This is a genomic window from Sanguibacter sp. 25GB23B1 (assembly GCF_040012415.1).
Classification (GTDB): Bacteria; Actinomycetota; Actinomycetes; order Actinomycetales; family Cellulomonadaceae; genus Sanguibacter.
In genome coordinates, this window is the sequence record NZ_JBDYKL010000004.1 from 110,028 (window position 1) to 134,535 (window position 24,508).

Sequence of the window (24,508 nt, forward strand, 5' to 3'; positions counted from 1 at the left end):
CCTTCGCCGCCGTCTGACGACGCCCGCGCGGCCTCCGGCCTCAGCACGGACCTCCGGGCGTCCACACCCGCGAGGAAGCAGCAGCAGATGTCCGTCTCAGTCCGAGTGATCCCGTGTCTCGACGTCGATGCGGGCCGTGTCGTCAAGGGCGTCAACTTCGAGAACCTCCGCGACGCGGGGGACCCGGTCGAGCTCGCCCGTACGTACGACGCCGGCGGTGCTGACGAACTGACGTTCCTCGATGTCTCGGCGTCCTCGGGGGACCGGGAGACGACCTACGACGTGGTGCGACGCACGGCCGAGCAGGTGTTCATCCCGCTGACGGTCGGCGGTGGTGTCCGCAGCGCGGACGACGTCGACCGGCTGCTGCGCGCCGGTGCTGACAAGGTCGGGGTGAACACGGCGGCGATCGCGCGGCCTGAGCTCCTCGCGGAGATCGCCGACCGCTTCGGCAGCCAGGTGCTGGTCCTCTCCATCGATGCGCGTCGTGTCAGCGGGGACACGCGCACGGAGTCGGGGTTCGAGGTGACGACGCACGGTGGTCGACACGGCACGGGCATCGACGCTCTTCGATGGGCGACGCAGGCTGCGGAGCTCGGGGCCGGGGAGATCCTCCTCAACTCCATGGACGCCGACGGCACCTACGGCGGGTACGACCTCGAGATGTTCTCCCTCGTCCGTCGAGAGGTCGGCGTCCCGCTCATCGCGAGCGGTGGTGCGAGCACCACGGACGACTTCGTCGCAGCAGCGCAGGCCGGAGCCGACGCGGTCCTGGCCGCGAGCGTCTTCCACTTCGGCAAGCTCTCGATCCGTGAGGTCAAGGACGCGATGGCGAGCGCCGGCGTCGAGGTCCGCCGCTGAACGACCGCGCGACCCCTCGGACCGGGCGCGGCTCAGGCGCGCTGCGGCGGTGCGGGGAAGCGCGCGGCCAACGCGGCGACGTCGTGCGATGCACCCGAGACGGTGACGTCGGCCACCGCGCCACGACCGAACGCGTGCAGGACGAGCTCGCTCGGGCGACCCGTGACGACGACGCTCCCTGTGCCCGACCTGGGCTTGCGCGCGACGGCTCGTGGACCGCCGACGACCTCGAGGACCACACCCACCGGTGCGGACCGGTACAGGAGCCGCGCGGCGGGCCTGAGGTGTGACCACAGGGCACGCTCGTGCGCCGGCTCGGGATCGAGCAGGGTGCCGTCGGCCGGGCCCGCCCGCACGACGTCCTGCAGGTGAACGTAATACTCGACGAGGTTCATCGGCTCGCCCGCCCAGCGCGCGGGGCTCCACACAGGAGGCGTTCCTGCGAAGGTCGTCACGAGGGTGTCGAACGTCGGACGATCCCTCGCCTCGGCGACGGTGCGCTCGAAGGTGGCGCCCCGGACGGCCCACGGCTTGCGCTCGCGCAGCACCACGTGCGCCGCGAGGTGCTCGGTGCTCCATCCCTCGCAGAGCGTCGGGGCGCCGGGACCGGCGGTCGCGAGCGCCTGAGCGAGATGAGCACGTTCCAGTTCGTTCCAGGAGGTCCGCATGGTCGCAATGGTGGCACGATCCGGCGCAGCGGGCTGTGAGAGGATCGACCTTCCCATCGGAAGGACATCGGCTTCGTGAGTGTGCACGCCCTCCAGGGGTCACGGACCCGTCGGTCAGTCCTTCTCATCACCCGCGGCATCAGGGACGAGTGGCGCGTCTACGTCTGGGCGATCCTCGCCTCCGCACTCTTCGGTGGCCTCACCGTCGCGGTCAGCCGCGTGCTCGGTGAGGTGACCGACCGGCTCGTGCTCCCGGCGCTCGAGGGCACCGCGGACGTGGATGCCATCTGGCTCGGCGGCCTAGCGCTCGCCGGCGTCGCGCTCTGCCTCGCGCTGAGCGTCGCCGCACGGCGCATCCTCGCCGGCGTCGGGCTCGCGAACCTCCAGGCCCGTCACCGACGGGCTGTGACGGGCCGCTATCTCGAGCTGCCCGTGTCGTGGCACCGCGCCCACCCGACGGGTCAGCTCCTGTCGAACGTCAGCTCGGACGTCGAGGCGGCGACCGGGGTCTTCAACCCGTTGCCGTTCGCCCTCGGGGTGTGCGTGATGATCGTCGTCGCGGCAGTCGCGCTCCTGAGCATCGACGTGTGGCTGGCTGTCGCCGCGCTGAGCGTCCTGCCGCTCGCGGTGGCGGTGAACGTCGTCTTCCAGCGGTACATGTCCCCGGCGATCACGCGTGCCCAGCACCTGAGGGCCCAGGTTGCGGACGTCGCCCACGAGAGCTTCGAGGCGGCTCTCCTCGTCAAGGCGCTCGGCACCGAGGAGCGCGAGGAGCGTCGCTTCGCCCGCGGCACGGACGAGCTGCGCGAGGCCAACGTCCGGGTCGGGACCGTCCGAGCGTTCTTCGACCCCGTCATCGAGTTCCTGCCGTCCCTCGGCACCCTCCTCGTCCTCGGCGTGGGCACCGTCCGCGCAGCGGGTGGGCACGTGGAGACCGGCGACATCGTCTCCGCCGCGTACCTGCTCACGATGATGGCGGTGCCCGTCCGGGCGTTCGGCTGGGTGCTCGGAGAGCTGCCCCGCGGTCTCGTGGGGCACGACCGGATCAGCCAGGTGCTCGACGCCCGTGGTGCGCTCGTGGACGGCACCACCGAGCGTGCGGCGTCCGTCGGCGAGGTTCGTGGTGCCCGCGTCGACCTCGTCGACGTGGGTGTGTCCGTCCGGCTGCCGACCGGCGAGGCGCACCTCGTGCGCGACGTCTCGGTGACCGTCCCCGCCGGGAGCACCGTGGCGGTCGTCGGCCAGACGGGTGCGGGAAAGACCACGCTCGTCTCCCTGCTGAGCAGGCTCTCCGACCCGACGAGCGGTCAGGTGCTCCTCGACGGCGCGGACGTCCGGTCGTTGACACCCCGCAGCCTGACGAGCGCTGTCGCGCTCGTCGCGCAGTCGACGTTCATCTTCGAGGACACGATCCGCGCCAACGTCACGCTCGCGGACGACGACGACCCCGCGCGACCGGATGACGCGGCGGTCTGGGCAGCCCTGCGTCTCGCCCGGGTCGACGACGTCGTGCGCGCGCTGCCCGAAGGGCTCGACGCCCCGCTCGGAGAACGTGGGGCGAACCTCTCGGGAGGTCAGCGTCAGCGCGTCGCCATCGCGCGCGCTCTCGTCCGCAGGCCAGCGCTCCTCGTCCTCGACGACGCGACCTCGGCGGTGGACCCGGAGGTCGAGCGGTCGATCCTCGCGGGACTGCGCGAGACGTCCGGGACCACCGTGGTCATGGTGGCGTACCGCATGTCGAGCGTCGCGCTCGCCGACCGGGTCGTCCACCTCGAGGCCGGCCGGGTGGTCGACGTCGGCACGCACGACGAGCTTCTCGAGCGCGACCCCGGGTACCGCGACCTCGCTCTCGCCTACCAGCGCGAGGCCGCACGACGACAGGACGAGGAATGACGACGAGGAAGGTCACCACACCGAGCACTCAGACCGCGCACGGATCGATCGCGTCGGCGAGCGAGGCCGGCGTGGTCGCGACGCTGCGCCACGGCCTGCGGGTCTCGCCCGAGATCCTCGACGGCGCCGTCATCACGCTCGTCCTGGCCGTCCTCGCCGCAGCAGGTCGCGTCGTCGTGCCGCTGGCGGTCCAGCAGACGGTCGACACCGGCATCCTCGCCGACGGTGGTGTCGACGAGCGACGGGTGCTCACCCTCGTCGGCGCTGCCGCCGTGATCCTCCTCGTCGCGGGGCTCTGCTCGGCACTCGTCAACGTCCGGCTCTTCCGGAGCACGGAGGCGGGCCTCGCGACGCTGCGCGTCAAGGCGTTCCGGCACGTGCACGACCTGTCGGTGCTCTCCCAGAGCACGGAACGTCGTGGGTCCCTCGTCTCGCGGGTGACGTCGGACGTCGACACGATCTCGCTGTTCGTCCAGTGGGGCGGGATCATGCTCCTCGTCTCGGTCCTCCAGCTGCTCGCCGCCACCGTCCTCATGTGTCTCTACTCGTGGCAGCTCGCGCTCCTCGTGTGGGTGTGCTTCGTCCCTCTCTTCCTCGTCCTGCGACCAGCGCAGCAGAAGGTCAGCGGGGCGTACACCCTTGTGCGGGCCAAGGTCGGGGCGATGCTGGGCGCCGTCTCCGAGGCGGTCGTCGGTGCCGAGACCATCCGCGCCTACGGTGTCGGGGCGCGCACCCGGCGTCGGATCGACGCCGCGATCGACGACCACCGGACCGCCGCTGTGCACGCCCAGAAGCTCGTGAGCGTCGTCTTCTCCTCCGGCGTGCTCGTCGCGAACCTCGTCCTCAGCGTGGTGGTGGTCGCCGGGACCTACCTCGGTGTCGGTGACGGGCTCACGGTGGGCCAGCTCCTGGCGTTCCTCTTCCTCGTCCAGCTCTTCACCGGTCCGGTGCAGATGGCGACGGAGGTGCTCAACGAGCTGCAGAACGCCGTCGCCGGGTGGCGTCGGGTCCTGGCGGTCCTCGAGACGCCCGTGCTCGTCGCTGACCCGGGCCCGGGCGGCGTGACCTCACCGCGCGGCCCGGCACGCATCGAGCTCTGCGACGTCTCCTTCGCCTACCCGGGCGGTCCCGACGTCCTCCACGGCGTCGACCTGCACCTCCCGCCCCGCACGCGTGTCGCTGTCGTCGGCGCGACCGGCTCGGGCAAGACCACCATCGCCAAGCTCGCCACACGCCTCATGGACCCCACGCGGGGCCAGGTCCTGCTCGACGGGGTGGACCTGCGGGACATCTCCTCTCGGAGCCTGCGCGAGCGGGTCGTCATGGTCCCTCAGGAGGGTTTCCTCTTCGAGGGGACCCTCGGCGAGAACATCGCGTACGGCTACCGGGGGGACCAGAGGGCCGGGGCCGACGCGCCAGGCGACGAGGCCGCAGCGCTCGAGGTCGTCGTCGACGCGCTGGGGCTGGGCGACTGGGTAGCCGACCTCCCGGGTGGGCTCGACACGCAGGTCGGCCAGCGGGGGGAGTCCCTCTCCGCGGGTGAGCGGCAGCTCGTCGCGATCGCGCGGGCCTACCTCGCCGGTGCCGACCTGCTCGTGCTCGACGAGGCGACCTCCGCCGTGGACCCGGCGGCGGAGGTGCGGATCGCCCGCGCGCTGGACTCGCTCACCGAGGGCCGCAGCACGATCACGATCGCGCACCGGATGTCGACCGCCGAGGCTGCTGACCTCGTCGTCGTCGTCGAGGCGGGACGCGTCGTGGAGATGGGACCGCACCGCGAGCTCGTCGCCGCGGACGGCCAGTACGCCCGCATGCACGAGGCTTGGGTGGTCCAGGTTCACTGACGCCCGCGAAACGACTAGGGTCGGCTGGCCCGGACGTGGGAAGATCCACGGGTGCCTACGACCCCCACTCCCACGACCGCCGACCCCCGTCCCGTGCCGTCGAGCTCCCTCTCGCCGGCCGTCGCCGAGCGGCTCTCGCGTGACCACGCCGGTCTCGTCGCCGCGATCGTGCAGCAGCACGACACACGTGAGGTCCTCATGCTCGGCTGGATGGACGACGAAGCCCTCGCGCGGACGCTCTCGACCGGACGCGTGACGTTCTTCTCGCGCTCGCGCCAGGAGTACTGGCGCAAGGGAGACACCTCCGGGCACGTGCAGTGGGTCAAGCGCGTCTCGCTCGACTGCGACGGCGACGCCCTGCTCGTCGAGGTCGACCAGGTCGGTGCCGCGTGCCACACGGGGGAGCGCACCTGCTTCCTCACCGGCGGCGACCTCGGAGCCGTCGACGGGACAGACCGACCAGACGCCGCGTCCGCGGAGACGCGAGACGACGAGGAGGACGCGTCGTGACCGCCACGCCCGCACGCCACGAAGCCACGCCCGCACAGCACGAGGCGCCGACGGACGGACCGAGCCCGCACACGCTGGCATGGGGCGAGACGTGGCCCGTGCTGGAGGACTTCCGCACCCTCGCGCGTGATCGCCGTGTCATCCCCGTCGTCCGTCGGCTCCTCGCCGACGACGTGACCCCCGTCGGCCTCTACCGCACGCTCGCGGCCGGTCGGCCGGGCACGTTCATCATGGAGTCGGCCGAGATCCACGGCGGCTGGTCCCGCTACTCGTTCATCGGGGTCGCCTCGCGAGCGACCCTCACCGTCGACGGTGACCGCGCCGTGTGGCACGGCGACGTCCCGGCAGGCGTCCCGACGTCCGGGGACCCCCTCGAGGTGCTCGAGGCGACGCTGCGGGTCCTGCACACCGACGCGATCGACGGGCTCCCGCCGCTCACCGGCGGGCTCGTCGGTGCGCTCGGGTGGGACGTCGTCCGCCACTGGGAACCGACCCTCCCGGCCACGGCACCCGACGAGCTCGGCGTCCCGGAGATGACGCTGTGCCTCGCGAGCGACCTCGCGATCGTCGACCACGTGGACGGCAGCGTGTGGCTCGTCGCGAACGCCATCAACTTCGACGACTCCGACGAGCGCATGGACGAGGCGCACGCCGATGCCGTGCGGCGGCTCGACGCCATGGAGGCGAGCCTCGTCGCGGGAGCCTCCGTCGGCGGTGCCGATGTGCGGCGGGTCCTGGCCGACACCCCCGAGCCCGAGCTCGAGTTCCGCTCCACGCGCGAGGAGTTCGAGGAGGCCGTGCGTCGCGGCAAGGAGGCCATCGTCGACGGCGAGGTCTTCCAGGTCGTCATCTCGCAGCGGCTCGACCTCGACTGTCCCGCGTCGGCGCTCGACGTCTACCGCGTGCTGCGGACGATCAACCCGAGCCCGTACATGTACTACTTCCAGCTCGTCGACGCCGCCGGCGCGGACTTCGCCGTCGTCGGCTCGAGCCCCGAGACCCTCGTCAAGGTGACCGACCGCCGCGTCGTGACCTTCCCCATCGCGGGATCCCGTCCGCGTGGTGCCACCCCCGAGGAGGACGTCGCGCTCGGTGTCGAGCTCCTCGCCGACCCGAAAGAGATCTCGGAGCACATCATGCTCGTCGATCTCTCGCGGAACGACCTCGTCAAGGTGTGCGAGCCCGCGAGCGTCGAGGTCGTGGAGTTCATGGCGATCAAGCGCTTCAGCCACATCATGCACATCTGCTCGACCGTCGTCGGGCGGTTGCGACCGAGCGCCACCGCGCTCGAGGTGTTCTGCGCGGCGTTCCCCGCGGGCACGCTCTCGGGCGCGCCCAAGCCACGGGCGATCGCGCTCATCGACGAGCTCGAGCCCGCGTCCCGCGGGATCTACGGCGGGACGGTCGGCTACTTCGCGTTCGACGGGACCATGGACATGGCGATCGCTATCCGGACAGCCCTCATCCGCGGGGGCCGCGCGAGCGTCCAGGCCGGTGGTGGGATCGTCGCGGACTCCGTCCCCGCGCTCGAGTACGAGGAGTCCCGGAACAAGGCCGCAGCCGCGGTCCGTGCCGTCCAGGTCGCGAGCCGCCTGGCGGCGCGTCCATGACGGCGGACGGTGCCTCGACGAGCGGCACGCGACCAGGGCGGCGGCGTGTCGTCCTCCTCCTGCTCACCCTCGGCGCTGCGAGCCTCGCGAGCGCGGCCCCTGTCTGGCTGCGAAGCTCCGGCACGACGGCGCTCGCCGACCGCGTGGACGTCACGGTCACGGGCACGAGTGCGGCTCCGGGAGTGAGCGCCGCCGCGCTCGTCGTGGTCGCGGCAGCGCTCGCCCTCGGCATCGTCGGTCGGGTCGGTCGGTGGTTCGCGCTCGTCGTGGTCGCGGTCGCCGGCGTCGTCGTCGGCGGCTCGGCGCTGGCCGTGCTCCTCTCCCCGTCGGCTGCGGCGCGGACCGCGGTCGCCGAGGCGACCGGTGTCGTCGCACCGCCCGAGGTCGTCGACGTCTCGATCTTCCCGTACCTCACGGTGGTGCTCGCGGTCGCGGTCGTCGCTGCGGCAGCCTGGGCTGCCCTCGCTCCCGTGGAGTGGACGCGCCAGACGCGGCGGTTCGAGGCACCCCAGCAGGAGGCAGGCCCGCCGGACGACGAGCAGGAGGCGTGGGACGCGCTCAGTCGAGGGACGGACCCCACATGAGGCGAGCTTCGCTCACGGTGTTCGGTAGTCTGGGACCACATTTGATGAAAGGCAGCACCCATGGCTGACACCTCCGCGCAGACAGAGATCTCCTATCTGCCACCGTCCGCACCGCCCGCCAACCACGGGCACACCCGCGCCGCATGGTTCACGACGATCGTCGTGGTCCTCGGATCGACCATCGTGGGGGTGGCGATGTGCATCGCCATGCTCTGGTTGGTCTGGGTCGGAGCGGCGGTCGTCCTCGTGGGCCTCGTCGGCGGAAAGCTCTTGTCCGTCGCCGGCTACGGTCAGGGCGCGCTGGGCACCTCGGACGCGAACGCGCACTGATCGCGCCCACCAGTCCACCCACGTCTGTCTCACGGCAGCGCGGCTGGACCGACCACGCGGGGCGCGGCCCTACGATGGCTCGTAGCTGCTCCCAGAGGCAGGCTGGACACCTGGCGTCCGGCCTCGGGGCAGGCTCGGGTTCGGAGCACCACAGCGTTCGGGGAAAGAGGCGTCATGACGGTACTCGATGACATCATCGTCGGTGTTCGAGAGGATCTCGCTGTGCGCGAGGCGGCGACGCCGCTCGCAGCGCTCAAGGAGAAGGCGCTCCGCCAGCCGAACGCGCTGGAGTGCGTGAGCCGTCTCAGCGGCGAGGACGCCGTCGCGGTCATCGCGGAGGTGAAGCGCTCGAGCCCCAGCAAGGGTGCGCTCGCCCCGATCACCGACCCGGCCGCGCTCGCACGCGAGTACGAGAAGGGCGGCGCGTCCGTGATCTCCGTCCTCACGGAGCAGCGGCGCTTCGGCGGGAGCCTCGCCGACCTCAAGGCTGTGCGCGCGGCGGTCGACATCCCCATCCTCCGCAAGGACTTCGTCGTCTCGCCCTACCAGGTGTGGGAGGCCCGTGCCTACGGTGCGGACCTCGTGCTCCTCATCGTGGCGGGCCTCGAGCAGACGGTCCTCGAGTCGCTCGTCGACCGTGTCCACTCGTTGGGCATGACCGCTCTCGTCGAGGTGCACACGCTGGAGGAGGTCGCGCGCGCCGTCGACGCCGGTGCGCGGCTCATGGGTGTCAACGCGCGCAACCTCAAGACGCTCGAGGTGGACCGCTCGACGTTCGCCGCTCTTTCGCCGGCCATCCCGGCAGGCACGGTGAAGATCGCTGAGTCAGGCGTGCGCGGCCCGCACGACGTCATGGACTACGCGCGGTCCGGCGCCCACGCGGTGCTCGTCGGAGAGGCCCTGGTCACCGGGGAGTCGCCGCGCTCCTCGGTCGCGGACCTCGTCGCCGCGGGATCCCACCCGTCCTTGCGCGCCGTGCGCCACTGACTGACGGCTGACGAGGCCCTCGCACGTTCTTCCCACCCGGCGCGTCGGACGCCCGGTGCCCCGCCGCCGCCGTGAAGGCGCCCGGCCGCACATGCACTCAAGGAGACCAGACCGTTGTCTGAATCGCTGCAGAACCTGCAAGGCCCCTACTTCGGAGAGTTCGGTGGACGCTACGTCCCCGAGGCCCTCATCGCCGCTCTCGACGAGCTGGACGCGGAGTACCGCGCAGCCGTCGCCGATCCCGCCTTCGCTGCGCAGCTCCTCGAGCTCCACCGCTCGTACACAGGGCGACCGAGCATCATCACGGAGGTCGCGAGGTTCGCCGAGCACGCCGGCGGCGCCCGCATCCTCCTCAAGCGCGAGGACCTCAACCACACGGGTTCGCACAAGATCAACAACGTCCTCGGCCAGGCGATGCTCACCAAGCGCCTCGGCAAGAAGCGCGTCATCGCCGAGACCGGTGCCGGCCAGCACGGTGTGGCCACAGCGACCGCCGCAGCCCTCTTCGATCTCGAGTGCGTCGTGTACATGGGCGAGGAGGACACGGAGCGGCAGTCGCTCAACGTCGCCCGGATGCGTCTGCTCGGAGCGGAGGTCGTGCCCGTCACGGCCGGTTCGCGGACTCTCAAGGACGCGATCAACGAGGCGTTGCGCGACTGGGTGACGAACGTCGAGACCACGAACTACGTGTTCGGCACGGCGGCCGGCCCGCACCCGTTCCCGGCGATGGTGCGCGACTTCCAGCGGATCATCGGTGTGGAGGCGCGCCAGCAGGTGCTCGACCTCACCGGTCGCCTGCCGGACGTCGTTGCCGCGTGCGTCGGTGGTGGATCGAACGCGATCGGGATCTTCGACGCCTTCCTCGACGACGCCGGAGTCCGGCTCGTCGGTCTCGAAGCAGGCGGAGACGGTGCCGACACCGACCGCCACGCGTCGAGCATCACCGGAGGAGCGCCGGGTGTGCTGCACGGCGCGCGCACCTTCCTCCTCCAGGACGAGGACGGACAGACGCGAGAGAGCCACTCCATCTCGGCAGGGCTCGACTACCCGGGCGTCGGTCCGCAGCACTCCTACCTGTCGAGCATCGGCCGGGCCGAGTACGTCCCGATCACCGACGCCGAGGCGATGGAGGCGCTGCGGCTCCTCTGCCGCACCGAAGGCATCATCCCCGCGATCGAGTCGGCCCACGCCCTCGCCGGCGCGATGAAGCTCGGCATCGCCGCCCGCGACGCAGGGCGGACGGACGAGCTCATCCTCGTCAACCTCTCCGGCCGTGGCGACAAGGACGTGGCAACCGCTGCGAAGTGGTTCGAGCTCGTCGACGCCGACGCCCAGCTGACCGAGGGAGGCGAGTCGTGAGCGCGACCGCACAGACCATCGACCGCCTCAAGGCCGACGGACGCGGAGCCCTCATCGGCTACCTCCCGGTCGGCTTCCCGACGTTCGACGAGTCGGTGGCCGCCGTCCTCGGCCTCATCGACGCCGGTGCCGACATCATCGAGCTCGGCATCCCGTACAGCGACCCCGTCATGGACGGCGCCATCATCCAGGAGGCGGTCGACGTCGCCCTGGCCGGAGGCACCCGTGTGCGCGACGTGTTCCGCCTGGTGGAGGCCGTCGCCGGTCGTGGTGCACCGATCCTCGCGATGACGTACTTCAACCCGGTCCTGCGGTACGGGGTGGACGCGTTCGCGCGTGACCTCGCCGCCGCCGGTGGGGCCGGACTCATCACGCCCGACCTCGTCCCCGAAGAGGCAGGGGAGTGGATCGCCGCCGCTGACGCCCGGGACCTCGACAAGGTCTTCCTCGTCGCGCCGAGCTCGACGCCGGCACGGCTCGCGTCGACGTCCAGCGCGTCGCGCGGGTTCGTCTACGCGGCGTCGACCATGGGCGTGACCGGTGAGCGCGCGACCGTCGGGCTGCGCGCCGAGCAGCTCGTCGAGGACACCCGTGCCGCGGGTGCCGAGCGCGTGTGCGTCGGCCTCGGCGTCTCCCAGCCGGAGCAGGCCGCAGAGGTCGGTCGCTACGCCGACGGTGTCATCGTCGGGTCCGCCTTCGTCCGGCCGCTGCTGGCACCCGGTCCCTTCGCTGAGCGGCTCGCCGCCATGCAGGAGGTCGCTGCCGGTCTTGCCGCAGGTGTCCACCGTGCGCGTGCCGCAGGGACGACCCCAGGACAGACAGCGTGATCGCCCCCAGGGTGCACGAGGTGGTCCTCGCCTCGATCCCGAGCCCGAGCCAGGGGACCTGGTACCTCGGACCGGTCCCGTTGCGGGCGTACGCGTTCGCCATCCTCGCAGGCATCTTCGTGGCCGCCTGGCTCACGGGCCGGCGCTGGAAGGCACGGGGTGGTGACCCCGAGGAGGTCTACGAGATCGCCTTCTGGGCGGTCCCGTTCGGGATCGTCGGCGGACGCATCTACCACGTCTTCTCGTCCCCGGACGCCTACTTCGGGGAGGGCGGCGACCCGGCCAAGGCCTTCGCCATCTGGGAGGGAGGCCTCGGGATCTGGGGTGCTGTCGCCCTCGGCGCCGTCGGTGCCTACATCGGCTGTCGGCGTGTCGGGGTGCGCTTCGGCGCCTTCGCCGACGCGCTGGCTCCCGGGCTGCTGCTCGCGCAGGCGATCGGCCGGCTCGGCAACTGGTTCAACCAGGAGCTCTTCGGCGCTCCGACCACTCTGCCCTGGGGTCTCGAGATCGATGCGGCACACCTCCCGCCCGGCTACGCGGAGGGCACCCTCTTCCACCCGACGTTCCTCTACGAGATGCTCTGGAACATCGCTGCGGCGTTCCTGCTCATGTATCTGGACAGGCGCTTCCGGCTCGGGCACGGTCGCGTATTCTGGTTGTACGTGGTGCTCTACACATCCGGTCGCCTCTGGATCGAGGCGCTGCGCATCGACGAGGCGGAGATGGTGCTGGGCCTGCGGCTCAACGTCTGGACATCCATCATCGTCGGGGTCGGTGCCTTGATAGCGTTTATTGTTGTCGGGCGCCGCCACCCCGGGCGCGACGAGTCCGTTCTGCTCGAACCCCCGTCCACAGCGACGGACGTCAGTAGTCCTGGTCCCGAACCGAAGTGACCTCGTCAGCCACCACCGTGAGCTCGTCACGAGTACTAGACGTGACATGACCACCTGTCCCGATACCACGGCACCTGCCGGAGCGTATCGTCTTGCTCTCCGGGCCGATGGCGTCCCGCACAACTCCCGATGTTCAGTCAAGCCCGGTTCTGTGCCGGTCTTCCCGTGAGGACGGTGCCGATGACTCCGCCGCTGCACAGCGCGACCAGCCCAGCGACCGCGAAAGCGCCGGTCGCCCAGGGGCTGTACGACCCGCGCGCAGAGCATGATGCGTGCGGTGTCGCCTTCGTCGCGACCCTGCGTGGCACGCCGGGCCGCGACATCGTCGACGCCGGGCTCACCGCCCTGCTCAACCTCGACCACCGCGGTGCGGTCGGTGCCGAGGAGAACAGCGGTGACGGCGCCGGGATCCTCACGCAGATCCCCGACGCCTTCGTCCGCGACGTCGTGTCCGCGGACCTGCCGCCGTCCGGCTCGTACGCGATCGGCATGGCGTTCCTCCCGCAGGATCCCGCCGAGGCGGACGAGGTCGCACGCGCCGTCGAGGCGATCGCCGCCGAGGAGAAGCTCGACGTCCTCGCCTGGCGCGACGTCCCCGTCACGGTGGACCTCGTCGGGCCGAGCGCTCGTGCGTCGATGCCCACGTTCCGGCAGCTCGTCGTGGCTGACCCCGCCCGCGAGCTCTCCGGTATCGACCTCGACCGCCGGACGTTCCGGCTCCGCAAGCGCGCCGAGAACGAGCTCGGGCTCTTCTTCGCCTCGCTGTCTGCTCGCACGCTCACGTACAAGGGCATGCTCACCACGGCTCAGCTCGAGCCGTTCTTCCCGGACCTGTCCGACCCGCGCTATGCGAGCGAGCTCGCGCTCGTCCACTCCCGCTTCTCGACGAACACGTTCCCCTCGTGGCCGCTCGCACAGCCGTTCCGTCTCATCGCGCACAACGGCGAGATCAACACGGTCCGTGGCAACCGCAACTGGATGGCTGCTCGTCAGGGCAAGCTCCAGAGCGAGAACCTCGGCGACCTCTCCGGCCTCCTGCCCGTGTGCAGCGACGGTGCGAGCGACTCCGCGACGTTCGACGAGGTGCTCGAGCTCCTCCACCTCGGTGGACGGTCGCTGCCGCACGCCGTCCTCATGATGGTCCCGGAAGCGTGGGAGAACCACGCAGAGATGACGCCCGAGAGGCGAGCGTTCTACCAGTACCACGCGAACCTCATGGAGGCGTGGGACGGCCCGGCCTGCCTGAACTTCACGGACGGGACGCTCATCGGTGCCGTCCTCGACCGCAACGGGCTCCGCCCCGGCCGCTACTGGGTGACCGAGGACGGCCTCGTCGTGCTCGCGAGCGAGGCCGGCGTGCTCGACCTCGACCCTGCCACGATCGTCAAGAAGGGCCGCCTCGAGCCGGGCCGCATGTTCCTCGTCGACACGGCGCGCGGTCGCATCGTCTCCGACGACGAGGTCAAGTCCCAGCTCGCCGCCCAGCGCCCCTACGAGCAGTGGGTCGAGGAGAACTCGGTCTACCTCAACGAGCTCCCCGACCGTGAGCACGTGGTGCACAGCCCTGCCTCGGTGCAGCGGCGTCAGCGCGCCTTCGGCTACACGGAGGAAGAGCTCAAGATCCTCCTCACACCGATGGCCGACACGGGTGGCGAGCCGCTCGGTGCCATGGGCACGGACACGCCCGTCGCCGTGCTCTCGGCGCGCCCCCGGCTGCTGTTCGACTACTTCACGCAGATGTTCGCCCAGGTGACGAACCCGCCGCTCGACGCGATCCGCGAAGAGCTCGTGACCGCCATCGGTGGAGCGATCGGCCCCGAGCCGAACCTGCTCTCCGACATCCCCGACCACGCGCGCAAGCTCATCCTCGACTTCCCCGTCATCGACAACGACGAGCTGGCGAAGATCATCAACGTGCACAAGGCGCCGAAGCTCGACGGCGTCTTCAAGGCGATCACGATCCGGGGTCTCTACCGGGTCGACGGTGGGGGAGCGAGCCTGCGGGCCCGCCTCGACGAGATCTTCGACGAGGTCGACGAGGCCGTCGCCGACGGCATGAGCTTCGTCGTGCTCTCCGACCGCGACTCCTACCAGGACCTCGCTCCCATCCCGTCGCTCCTCCTCCTCAGCGCCGTCCACCACCACCTGCTCCGCAAGCACACGCGCACCCAGGTCTCGCTCATCGTCGAGGCCGGTGACGTGCGCGAGGTGCACCACGTCGCGCTCCTCATCGGGTACGGCGCTGCCGCGGTCAACCCGTACCTCGCGATGGAGACCGTCGAGGACCTCGCGACGTCGGGGTTCCTCAGCGTGGGCCCCGACAAGGCTGTGGCCAACCTCATCAAGGCGCTCGGCAAGGGCGTGCTCAAGGTCATGAGCAAGATGGGCATCTCGACCATGTCCTCCTACCGCGGCGCCCAGGTCTTCGAGGCGCTCGGGCTCTCGCACGAGCTCATCGGTGACTACTTCACCGGGACCACGAGCCGGCTCGGCGGCATCGGGCTCGACGTCATCGCGGCCGAGGTCGCGGCGCGCCACGCCGAGGCGTACCCGGCGTCGGGGAACTTCCAGGCCCACCAGCGCCTCGCCGTGGGCGGCGAGTACCAGTGGCGCCGGGACGGAGAGGAGCACCTCTTCGACCCGGAGACGGTCTTCCGCCTCCAGCACTCCACGCGCACCCGTCAGTTCGACGTGTTCCGCCAGTACACCGAGCGCGTCGACAACCAGTCCGAACGACTCATGACGCTGCGCGGTCTCCTCGAGTTCGCTCCTGACCGTCAGCCGATCCCTCTCGACGAGGTCGAGCCGGTCTCCGAGATCGTCAAGCGCTTCAACACGGGTGCGATGTCCTACGGGTCCATCTCGGCCGAGGCGCACGAGACCCTGGCGATCGCGATGAACCGTCTCGGCGGACGCTCCAACACGGGTGAGGGCGGAGAGGACTCCGACCGGCTCCACGACCCCGAGCGGCGCAGCAAGGTCAAGCAGGTCGCGTCAGGGCGCTTCGGTGTCACGTCGGAGTACCTGACGAACGCCGACGACATCCAGATCAAGCTCGCCCAGGGCGCCAAGCCCGGCGAGGGAGGTCAGCTGCCCGGACCGAAGGTGTACCCGTGGGTCGCCAAGACCCGGCACTCGACACCCGGCGTCGGTCTCATCTCGCCCCCGCCGCACCACGACATCTACTCGATCGAAGATCTCGCGCAGCTCATCCACGACGTGAAGAACGCCAACCCGGTGGCTCGGATCCACGTGAAGCTCGTCTCGGAGTTCGGTGTGGGCACCGTCGCGACGGGTGTCTCGAAGGCGCACGCCGACGTCGTCCTCATCTCGGGGCACGACGGCGGGACGGGCGCGAGCCCGCTCACCTCCCTCAAGCACGCCGGAACGCCCTGGGAGATCGGCCTCGCCGAGACCCAGCAGACGCTCGTCCTCAACAACCTGCGCGACCGCATCGTCGTGCAGGTCGACGGTCAGATGAAGACCGGCCGTGACGTCATCATCGGTGCGCTCCTCGGCGCCGAGGAGTTCGGCTTCGCGACGGCTCCGATGGTCGTCTCCGGCTGCATCATGATGCGCGTCTGCCACCTCGACACGTGCCCGGTCGGCGTCGCGACGCAGAACCCCGAGCTCCGTGCGCGGTTCACGGGGAAGCCGGAGTTCGTCGTGAACTTCTTCGAGTTCATCGCCGAGGAGGTGCGCGAGCACCTCGCGACCCTCGGGTTCCGGACGCTCGAGGAGGCCGTCGGTCACGTCGAGGCGCTCTCCACGCGGCGGGCCATCGACCACTGGAAGGCGCAGGGCCTCGACCTCGGTCCCGTGCTCGCGGTGCCGCAACCGGTCGAGGGATCGTCGCTGCGCAACACGACCACCCAGGACCACGCGCTCGACAAGGCGCTCGACAACCAGCTCATCGCCCTCTCCCAGGCTGCACTGGAGAACGGAGAGCCGGTGCGCCTCGCCATGCCGGTGCGCAACGTCAACCGCACGGTCGGTACGATGCTCGGCCACGAGGTGACCAAGCGGTACGCCGGGGCCGGCCTGCCCGACGACACGATCGACGTGACGCTCACCGGATCTGCCGGTCAGTCCCTCGGTGCCTTCCTGCCGCGCGGGATCACGCTGCGGCTCTTCGGTGACGCGAACGACTACGTCGGCAAGGGCCTGTCGGGTGGTCGGATCGTCGTGCGACCCGACCGGTCTGCCGTCCTCACCGGGTCGGCGAACGTCATCGCCGGGAACGTCATCGGCTACGGCGCGACGTCGGGGGAGATCTTCCTCAGCGGCCAGGTCGGCGAGCGGTTCGGGGTGCGCAACTCCGGTGCGACCCTCGTCGTCGAAGGCGTGGGCGACCACGGCTGCGAGTACATGACGGGTGGGGCCGTCGTGGTCCTCGGCGGGACGGGCAGGAACTTCGGTGCCGGGATGTCCGGCGGGACGGCGTACGTGCTCGACCTCCGGCTCGAGGCGCTCAACGTCGCCGCGGCGACGACGGGCGAGCTCACGCTCACACCGCTCGACGACGAGGACGCCGAGATCGTCGCGGCGCTCATCCGTCGTCATCATGAGGAGACGGACTCGCCCGTCGCGGCCCAGCTCCTCGCCGACCTGCCCGCAGCACTGGCACGATTCACCCGGATCCTGCCCGCACAGTACGCACGCGTCCGTGCAGTCCTGGCCACGGCCGAGGCGCAGGGCACGGACCTGTCCGCGCCAGGTGCGTGGGAGGAGATCTTGGAGGTGGCCCGTGGCTGACCCGCGCGGATTCCTGAAGGTCCGGGAGCGCGAGCTCCCGGCCTACCGTCCTGTCCCCGTCCGCCTCATGGACTGGCGCGAGGTGCACGAGCACCGCGTCGAGGACTCGGCGCTCGTCCGGGTGCAGGCCGGGCGCTGCATGGACTGCGGCATCCCGTTCTGCCACCAGGGCTGCCCGCTCGGGAACCTCATCCCGGACTGGAACGATCTCGTCCGACGGGACCAGTGGGAGGACGCGATCGAGCGCCTGCACGCGACGAACAACTTCCCGGAGTTCACCGGTCGGGTCTGCCCGGCGCCGTGCGAGTCGAGCTGCGTCCTCGGCATCAACCAGCCGGCGGTGACGATCAAGAACGTCGAGGTCTCGATCATCGACGAGGCGTTCGCCCGCGGGTACGTCACGCCGCAGGTGCCGCAGCGGCTCACCGGCAAGACGGTCGCGGTCGTCGGGTCCGGTCCTGCCGGGCTCGCGGCCGCGCAGCAGCTCACGCGTGCCGGCCACACCGTCGCCGTGTACGAGCGGGACGACGAGATCGGTGGGCTCCTGCGCTACGGGATCCCGGACTTCAAGCTCGAGAAGGTCCACGTCGAGCGTCGTCTCGCCCAGATGGTCGCCGAGGGCACCCGGTTCCGCCCGGGCGTCGACATCGGTGCGGACATCACGTGGGACGAGCTGCGAGCACGGTTCGACGCGGTCGTCGTCGCGACGGGAGCGACGGTCCCGCGGTCTCTGCCCATCCCCGGGAACGACCTCGCTGGCGTGCACTTCGCCATGGACTTCCTCCACCAGGCCAACGCGGTCGTGGCGGGCAAGGAGGTCGAGAACCAGATCCTCGCGACAGGCAAGCACGTCATCGTCATCGGTGGTGGTGACACGGGGTCGGACTGCATCGGGACCTCGCTGCGTCAGCAGGCTGCCTCGGTGACGACCCTCGCGATCGGGAAGAAGCCGCCGCTCGAGCGACCCGCCGGGCAGCCGTGGCCCACCGACCCGCTGCTCTTCGAGGTGTCGAGCTCGCACGCCGAGGGTGGCGAGCGGGACTACCTCGCGTCGACGGTCGAGTTCCTCGGCGACGAGGACGGCAACGTCCGGTCCCTCACCGTCGCCACGACCGAGTACCTCCCGGACGGTCGCCGCGTGCCCCTCGCAGGGACGGAGCGGGTCATCCCCGCAGACCTCGTCCTCATCGCGATGGGCTTCACGGGTCCCGAGACGACGACGATCGCCGAGCAGACCGGCGTGCCCGTCACGGCACGGGGGCTCATCGCCCGGGAGGACGACTTCTCGTCGGCGCTCCCTGGGGTGTTCGTCGCCGGAGACGCGGGGCGTGGACAGTCGCTCATCGTCTGGGCGATCGCCGAGGGAAGGGCGACGGCAGCGACCGTCGACGCCTACCTGCAAGGCGGGACAGAGCTTCCGGCACCCGTCAGGGCGACGACGGTGGCACTGCGTCCCTGAGTCTTCCTCGAGGTCGAGACCGGCCCAGCACGTGATTCACGCCCGACCAAGACCTACGTCCCGACAGCACTATCGACACAAGCAACTAGGCTGGAGCTATGCGCAGAGCAAAGATCGTATGCACCCTTGGGCCCGTCACGGCCTCCCCCGAGCAGGTTCAGAACCTCGTCGACGCCGGTATGGACGTCGCGCGGATCAACCGCAGCCACGGTGAGGTGGCCGAGCACGAGGCCGTCTACCACAACGTCCGCGCCGCCGCGGAGGCCTCTGGCCGTTCCGTCGCGGTCCTCGTCGACCTTCAGGGCCCGAAGATCCGTCTCGGCCGGTTCGCCGACGACGAGAAGCAGTGGCTCAACGTCGGAGACACCTTCACCATCACGACGGAAGACGTCGTCGGCACCAAGGAGCTGTGCTCCACGACCCACAAGGGTCTGCCGAACGACGCCCGCGTCGGAGACCCCATCCTCATCGACGACGGCCGCGTGCTCGTCCGCATCACCGCGGTCGAGGGCCCCCGGGTCGTCACCCGCGTCGAGGTCGGTGGCCCGGTCTCGAACAACAAGGGCCTCAACCTCCCGGGTGTTGCCGTCTCCGTCCCCGCCATGTCCGACAAGGACGAGGCGGACCTCCGCTGGGCCGTCCGGATCGGCGCCGACATCATCGCGCTGTCCTTCGTGCGCAGCGCGGTCGACTACAACGACGTGCGTCGCATCATGGAGGAGGAGGGACGCATCCTCCCCGTCATCGCGAAGATCGAGAAGCCGCAGGCTGTCGAGAACCTCGCTGAGATCATCGACGCGTTCGACGGCATCATGGTCGCCCGTGGCGACCTCGGCGTCGAGCTTCCCCTCGAGCAGGTTCCCCTCGTGCAGAAGCGCGCCGTCGAGATGGCTCGCCGCAGCGCGAAGCCCGTCATCGTCGCCACGCAGGTGCTCGAGTCCATGATCACCGCACCGCGCCCGACGCGCGCCGAGGCGTCCGACTGCGCCAACGCCGTCCTCGACGGTGCGGACGCCGTCATGCTCTCCGGCGAGACCAGTGTGGGGGACTACCCCATCGAGGCCGTCCGGACCATGGCCCGCATCATCGAGAGCACCGAGGAACTCGGTCGTGAGCGCATCGCGCCTCTCGGCTCGACGCCGCACACGCGCGGTGGAGCGATCACCCGCGCCGCTGCTGAGATCGGTGAGATCCTCGGCGTCAAGTTCCTCGTGACGTTCACGCAGTCGGGTGACTCCGCGAAGCGGATGTCCCGTCTGCGCTCGGCGCTCCCGCTCGTCGCGTTCACGCCGCGCACCGCGGTCCGCAACGTGCTGTCCCTCACCTGGGGCACCCAGACGTACGAGGTGCCGTCGGTCGAGAGCACGGACGCGATGGTCCGCCAGGTCGACACCACCCTGCGCGCCAACGGTCTTGTCGAGGTCGGCGACCTCGTCGTCGTCGTCTCGGGTGCACCGGTCGGCGTGTCCGGCACGACGAACTCGATCCTCGTCCACCGCATCGCCTCCGGAGAGTGGTCAGAGGAGAAGCCACAGGTTTCCGACGATGTCCGTGACGACCGTCTCGGTGGTGAACGAGCGGATGATCCCGACGACTCCCACGATGAAGCCGTACGTGGCGTAGGCGCTGACGGGGATCGCGAAGGCCCACTCCCTCGCGGAACCGGTGTTGCCGAGGATGGGCAGCCCCATCCAGCCGCTCGGCTGCCACACGTCGTTGAGGATGTTCGTGCGCGACCACCAGCGTGGCGGACGTGGCTTCCACGGCCACAGGAGCGGGACGCCGCCCGTCGTGAGCATGTCCCCGGCGATGTGCGCCGCGATACCCAGGCCGACGGCGACAGGTAGCCACTCCCACTCGTTCGGTGCGTAGAGCGTCACGAAGGTCGCGAGGGCCAGCGCGAGGATCCACGAGCGCAACCATGTCCCGTCCTCGGTGATGCGCAGGGCCTTCGCCGCATAGGCGACGAGCAAGAGCGAGAGGACGCCGGCCCCGAGAGCGACGCGCCCGTAGGTCTCCGTCTGCAGGCCCACGAGCCCGACGAGGGTGGCGAGCCCGGACCCGGCACCGATCGCGAGGAGGCCGTGGGTCCCGTGGCGGTGGCCACCGGACGCACGCGCGATCATCCTCGTGACCGCCTTCGACAGCGGAGGCAACGAGTTGCTGATGGTGCCCGAGTGGTGGTCCGCGTCCGGGAGGAGTGCGGCGCCGGCGCAGACGACCGTCCCGACGAGGAGGCCAGAGTCCGAGACCGGGTAGAGGCCGAGCATGAGCGGTCCGGTGCCGGCGACGGCGACCCAGGCGGCCGCCCCGGTCGCGGCGTGGTGCGCGCCCATCATGAGGATCTCCAGGTGTGCAGGGACGGCAGCGGCGTGAGCCGTGCAGTCGTCGTGGTGCAACGGGGACGACGCTGGTAGGAATCCTCCCTGACCGGCATCGACGGACATCCTCGCACTTCGTACGTATGTTCGGAAATCCGGTTGACCTGGCCGGATAGGGTCGTTCGGCACTGGCGATGCGCGAACGTCCCGTGGAAGGGTCGCAGCATGACAGGAGCACAGTTCGCGATCCTCGTGGTGGGGCTCTGGGTCGGTGCGGGCCTGGCGACGATGCTGTGGATGGCCCGGCAGGGGCACCGAGACCCGCTGTGGCTCCTGAGCGCAGTGGTCCTCGGTCCGGTACTGGCCGTCATCGCCTCGGAGCGCGTCGAGCGGACACCTCGCGTACTCGTCGCCGACGATCGCGAGGCGGCCTCTGCGGGTCGACGGGCCCTGGTCGGGGTCGACGGCTCACCGGAGTCGCAGGCGGCTCTGGAGGCGGTGCTCGACCTCTTGCCGCGTGAGGCCAGCCGGCTCGTGCTGGCGGCGGTGGTGGACTACGACGCGGCGGACCTGGACTGGCGCGGCAAGCAGGGGTTCGCTCAGGAGCGTCTGGCAGCTGCCCGCCGGATGGCTGGTGAGCGCGATGTCGTGTGCGAGGTGCTTGCCGGGCCCCCTGCCCGAGCGCTCGTGCAGTGCGCCGAGCAGAACGACGTGCACCTCATCGCAGTAGGTCGCCGCGGACGGGGTCTGTCCGTGCGCATCCTGGGCAGCGTCGCCGAGGATCTGGTGCGCACGGCGCCTGCGCCCGTGCTGATCGTCGGGGCGAGCAGCCCCGCCGTCGGTACGACGGCCCTCTGATCATGGTGGGGTCGTCGGAGACGGCGGCCCACCACGGCCTGCCGGCCCACGAGGTGGTGCTGCTCCTCGGCAGCGACCCGCACCACGGTCTGAGCGGTGACGACGCGGCAGAGCGGCTGGACCGGTTCGGGCCGAACGTCCTTCCTGCAGGTGCCCGCACGAGCTTTCTGCGACGGGTCCTGCGTCAGATACACCACCCGCTCATCTACGTCCTCCTGGCCGCGGCGGCCATCACGGCGTGGCTTCGCGAGTACGTCGACTCGGGGGTGATCCTGGGCGTCGTCGTCGTCAACGCGATCGTCGGCCTGGTGCAGGAGGGCCGGGCAGAGTCGGCGCTGGACGGGCTGCGGTCGATGGTGCGCACCCACGCACGGGTGGTCCGCGACGGCCGGACACGGACGGTGCCGTCGGAGGAGCTCGTCCCTGGTGACCTGGTCCTGCTCGAGGCGGGGGACAAGGTACCCGCCGACGTCCGGCTCACGAGGTCCGTGCGCCTCCATATCGACGAGTCGGCGCTCACCGGAGAACCCTTCCCGGTCGGCAAGGACGAGGTGGTGGTGCCGGAGTCGGCACCGGTCGCGGACCGGCTGAACATGGGCTATTCCGGGACCCTGGTCACGACGGGTAGCGGTGCCGGCGTCGTGGTCGCGACGGGGCCGGAGACGGAGCTCGGCGAGATCCACCGTCTGGTGGGCGCGGCAGAGAGCCTCGCTACGCCGCTCACCCGCAAGCTCGCTCGCTTCAGCATCACGTTGACGATCGCGATCCTCGCGCTCGCCGCAGCGACCTTCGCCACCGGTCTCGCGCGTGGGCAGGACCCCGTCGAGACGTTCACTGCCGCGGTCGCGCTGGCGGTGGGTGCGATCCCCGAAGGGTTGCCTGCGGCGGTCACCGTCACGCTCGCGATCGGCGTGGCGCGGATGGCGCGGCGGCGGGCGGTCATCCGTCGGCTGCCCACCGTCGAGACGCTGGGCAGCGCGACGGTCATCTGCTCGGACAAGACCGGGACCCTCACCGAGAACCGGATGACCGTCCGGACGGTCTGGACGCCAGACGCGCGCTACGAGGTCACCGGCCCCGGTGATGCACCGGACGGTTCGTTGCACCGCACCGACGGCGGAGGGCCGGCCTCGACGAGTGCCGACCAGGCGCTGCGCTGGTCCCTGCTCGTCGGCGCGGCCTGCAACGACGCCGCGCTGGTCGACCACGACGGACGTTGGCAGGTTGCCGGCGACCCGACCGAGGGAGCGATGCTCGTGGTCGCGGCCAAGGCCGGAGCGGGGGCGGACCGCGCGGGAGAGATGCTCTCCCGGGTCGGGACCCTGCCGTTCGACTCCGGACGCCAGTACATGGCCACCGTGCACCGGGACACCTCGGACCTCGACAGAGTGCGCCACGTGCTGCTCGTCAAGGGTGGCGTCGAGCGGGTGCTCGCCCTGTGCGCAGACGAGATGGACGCTGCCGGTCGGCACCGCCCGGTGGACCGCGACGCCGTGCACCGCGCCGCAGAGGACCTGGCCGGCCTGGGCCTGCGCGTGCTCGCCACGGCGATGCGCCCCGCGGACGGCCCTGACGACCTCTCCGAGAGCTCGATGGGCCCCCTGGTCCTCACGGGGATGCAGGGCATGCTGGATCCTCCGCGCCCGGCTGCGGCGGCGGCCGTGGCCGCGTGCCGCACCGCGGGCATCTCGGTCAAGATGATCACGGGGGACCACGCGGCCACCGCCACCGCGATCGCGCAGAGCATCGGCCTGCTCGACAGCGACGGGCCCCTCGACGGACTGGTGCTGACCGGTACGGACGTGGCCGCGCTGCCGGCCGACGATCTCGCGGACGCGGTCGACCGGGCAGTCGTCTTCGCGAGGATGTCCCCAGAGCAGAAGCTCAGGCTGGTCGAGGCGTTGGAGTCCCGAGGTCACGTCGTCGCGATGACGGGCGACGGCGTGAACGACGCCCCGGCCCTCCGGCAGGCCGACATCGGCGTCGCGATGGGACGGGGCGGCACGGAGGTCGCGAAGGACGCCGCGGACATGGTGCTCGTCGATGACGACTTCGCCACCATCGAGGCGGCGGTCGAGGAGGGACGCGGGGTCTTCGACAACCTCACCAAGTTCATCACCTGGACGCTGCCGACGAACATCGGCGAAGGGTTGGTGATCCTCGTGGCGATCGCTGTCGGTGCCGCACTCCCGATCCTGCCCACCCAGATCCTGTGGATCAACATGACGACTGCCGTCGCGCTGGGACTGACGCTGGCCTTCGAGCCGAAGGAGGAAGGAATCATGACCCGGCCCCCGCGCGAGCCGGACCAGTCCCTGCTGACCCGTGCCCTGATGGTGCGGGTGCTGCTCGTGTCGACGATGCTCGTCGGTGGGGCATGGTGGCTGTTCGAGCGCGAGCTCGCGGCGGGAGCGGACCTGGCGGAGGCCCGGACGGCGGCGCTGAACCTCTTCGTCGTGGTCGAGGCCTTCTACCTGTTCAGCTGCCGTTCCATGGTGCACTCGGCGTGGCACATCGGGCTCTTCACCAACCGCTGGCTCGTCGTCGGTGTGCTCGTCCAGGCTGCCGGACAGGTCGCGCTCACGTACCTGCCGGCCATGAACGCGGTGTTCGGCACGGCACCGATCGGCGCGGACGTGTGGCTGCGGATCGTGGCTGTCGCTCTGGCGACCAGCGTTGTCGTCGCTGCGGACAAGCGCCTGCGGAGACCCGCGTCGTGAGAGGGCGTGCCGGCTCTCGCGGTGGTGAG

General features: G+C 70.6%; 17 protein-coding genes and 1 pseudogene. 16 read left to right on the top strand and 2 right to left on the bottom strand.

From position 1 onward, the window contains the following. Window positions 1–87 precede the first annotated feature (87 nt). Window positions 88–861 (top strand): imidazole glycerol phosphate synthase subunit HisF, encoded by a 774-nt coding sequence (gene hisF / locus ABKW26_RS04205; RefSeq protein ID WP_348591186.1) that lies wholly within the window; start codon window positions 88–90, stop codon window positions 859–861. Between the two features lie 32 nt (window positions 862–893). On the opposite strand, the gene ABKW26_RS04210 is transcribed toward hisF, so the two are convergent. Continuing rightward, a complete protein-coding gene (locus ABKW26_RS04210; protein ID WP_348591187.1) occupies window positions 894–1,529 on the bottom strand; it encodes a TIGR03085 family metal-binding protein in 636 nt (211 codons plus the stop codon). 75 nt (window positions 1,530–1,604) lie between these two features. On the opposite strand from ABKW26_RS04210, the gene ABKW26_RS04215 reads away from it, so the two are divergent. From ABKW26_RS04215 to pyk, 13 genes and pseudogenes are all read left to right on the top strand, one after another. Beyond that, entirely contained in the window at window positions 1,605–3,422 is a 1,818-nt protein-coding gene (locus ABKW26_RS04215; RefSeq protein WP_348591188.1) for an ABC transporter ATP-binding protein, read from the top strand. Then, window positions 3,419–5,266 (top strand): ABC transporter ATP-binding protein, encoded by a 1,848-nt coding sequence (locus ABKW26_RS04220; RefSeq protein ID WP_348591189.1) that lies wholly within the window; start codon window positions 3,419–3,421, stop codon window positions 5,264–5,266. Before ABKW26_RS04215 ends, ABKW26_RS04220 begins: the two co-directional genes overlap by 4 nt. A gap of 93 nt (window positions 5,267–5,359) precedes the next feature. Next, a complete protein-coding gene (gene hisI / locus ABKW26_RS04225) occupies window positions 5,360–5,776 on the top strand; it encodes a phosphoribosyl-AMP cyclohydrolase (protein ID WP_348591258.1) in 417 nt (138 codons plus the stop codon). A 74-nt stretch (window positions 5,777–5,850) separates the two neighbouring features. Further along, window positions 5,851–7,386, top strand: a complete 1,536-nt coding sequence (locus ABKW26_RS04230) for an anthranilate synthase component I (protein WP_348591259.1) — start codon at window positions 5,851–5,853, stop codon at window positions 7,384–7,386. Continuing rightward, window positions 7,383–7,970 carry a Trp biosynthesis-associated membrane protein gene (locus ABKW26_RS04235; protein ID WP_348591190.1) on the top strand — a complete coding sequence of 196 codons (588 nt, stop codon included), beginning with the start codon at window positions 7,383–7,385 and terminating at the stop codon, window positions 7,968–7,970. Before ABKW26_RS04230 ends, ABKW26_RS04235 begins: the two co-directional genes overlap by 4 nt. A 60-nt stretch (window positions 7,971–8,030) precedes the next feature. Next, window positions 8,031–8,300 (top strand): HGxxPAAW family protein, encoded by a 270-nt coding sequence (locus ABKW26_RS04240; RefSeq protein WP_348591191.1) that lies wholly within the window; start codon window positions 8,031–8,033, stop codon window positions 8,298–8,300. Window positions 8,301–8,474: 174 nt separating this feature from the next. Then, on the top strand, window positions 8,475–9,287 hold the full coding sequence (gene trpC, locus ABKW26_RS04245) for an indole-3-glycerol phosphate synthase TrpC (RefSeq protein ID WP_348591192.1): 813 nt from the start codon (window positions 8,475–8,477) through the stop codon (window positions 9,285–9,287). Window positions 9,288–9,401: 114 nt separating this feature from the next. Next, the gene (gene trpB, locus ABKW26_RS04250; protein WP_348591193.1) at window positions 9,402–10,646 is read left to right on the top strand and encodes a tryptophan synthase subunit beta; all 1,245 of its coding nucleotides are present in this window, start codon (window positions 9,402–9,404) and stop codon (window positions 10,644–10,646) included. Beyond that, a complete protein-coding gene (gene trpA / locus ABKW26_RS04255) occupies window positions 10,643–11,473 on the top strand; it encodes a tryptophan synthase subunit alpha (protein ID WP_348591194.1) in 831 nt (276 codons plus the stop codon). The genes trpB and trpA overlap by 4 nt, the downstream gene beginning before the upstream one ends. After that, window positions 11,470–12,366: a prolipoprotein diacylglyceryl transferase gene (gene lgt / locus ABKW26_RS04260; protein ID WP_348591195.1), complete on the top strand. Its 897-nt coding sequence runs from the start codon at window positions 11,470–11,472 to the stop codon at window positions 12,364–12,366. Before trpA ends, lgt begins: the two co-directional genes overlap by 4 nt. 180 nt (window positions 12,367–12,546) lie before the next feature. Further along, on the top strand, window positions 12,547–17,121 hold the full coding sequence (gltB, locus tag ABKW26_RS04265) for a glutamate synthase large subunit (protein ID WP_348591196.1): 4,575 nt from the start codon (window positions 12,547–12,549) through the stop codon (window positions 17,119–17,121). After that, window positions 17,114–18,580 (top strand): glutamate synthase subunit beta, encoded by a 1,467-nt coding sequence (locus ABKW26_RS04270; RefSeq protein WP_348591197.1) that lies wholly within the window; start codon window positions 17,114–17,116, stop codon window positions 18,578–18,580. The genes gltB and ABKW26_RS04270 overlap by 8 nt, the downstream gene beginning before the upstream one ends. A gap of 98 nt (window positions 18,581–18,678) precedes the next feature. Then, window positions 18,679–20,082, top strand: a pseudogene (pyk, locus tag ABKW26_RS04275) (pyruvate kinase); the annotation flags it as partial. A 15-nt stretch (window positions 20,083–20,097) separates the two neighbouring features. Here pyk and ABKW26_RS04280 read toward each other — a convergent pair. Next, the gene (locus ABKW26_RS04280; RefSeq protein WP_348591260.1) at window positions 20,098–20,979 is read right to left on the bottom strand and encodes a metal-dependent hydrolase; all 882 of its coding nucleotides are present in this window, start codon (window positions 20,977–20,979) and stop codon (window positions 20,098–20,100) included. Window positions 20,980–21,126: 147 nt separating this feature from the next. On the opposite strand from ABKW26_RS04280, the gene ABKW26_RS04285 reads away from it, so the two are divergent. Continuing rightward, window positions 21,127–21,759, top strand: a complete 633-nt coding sequence (locus ABKW26_RS04285; protein WP_348591198.1) for a universal stress protein — start codon at window positions 21,127–21,129, stop codon at window positions 21,757–21,759. Window positions 21,760–21,761: 2 nt separating this feature from the next. Next, the gene (locus tag ABKW26_RS04290) at window positions 21,762–24,479 is read left to right on the top strand and encodes an HAD-IC family P-type ATPase (protein WP_348591199.1); all 2,718 of its coding nucleotides are present in this window, start codon (window positions 21,762–21,764) and stop codon (window positions 24,477–24,479) included. The last annotated feature ends 29 nt before the right edge of the window (window positions 24,480–24,508 follow it).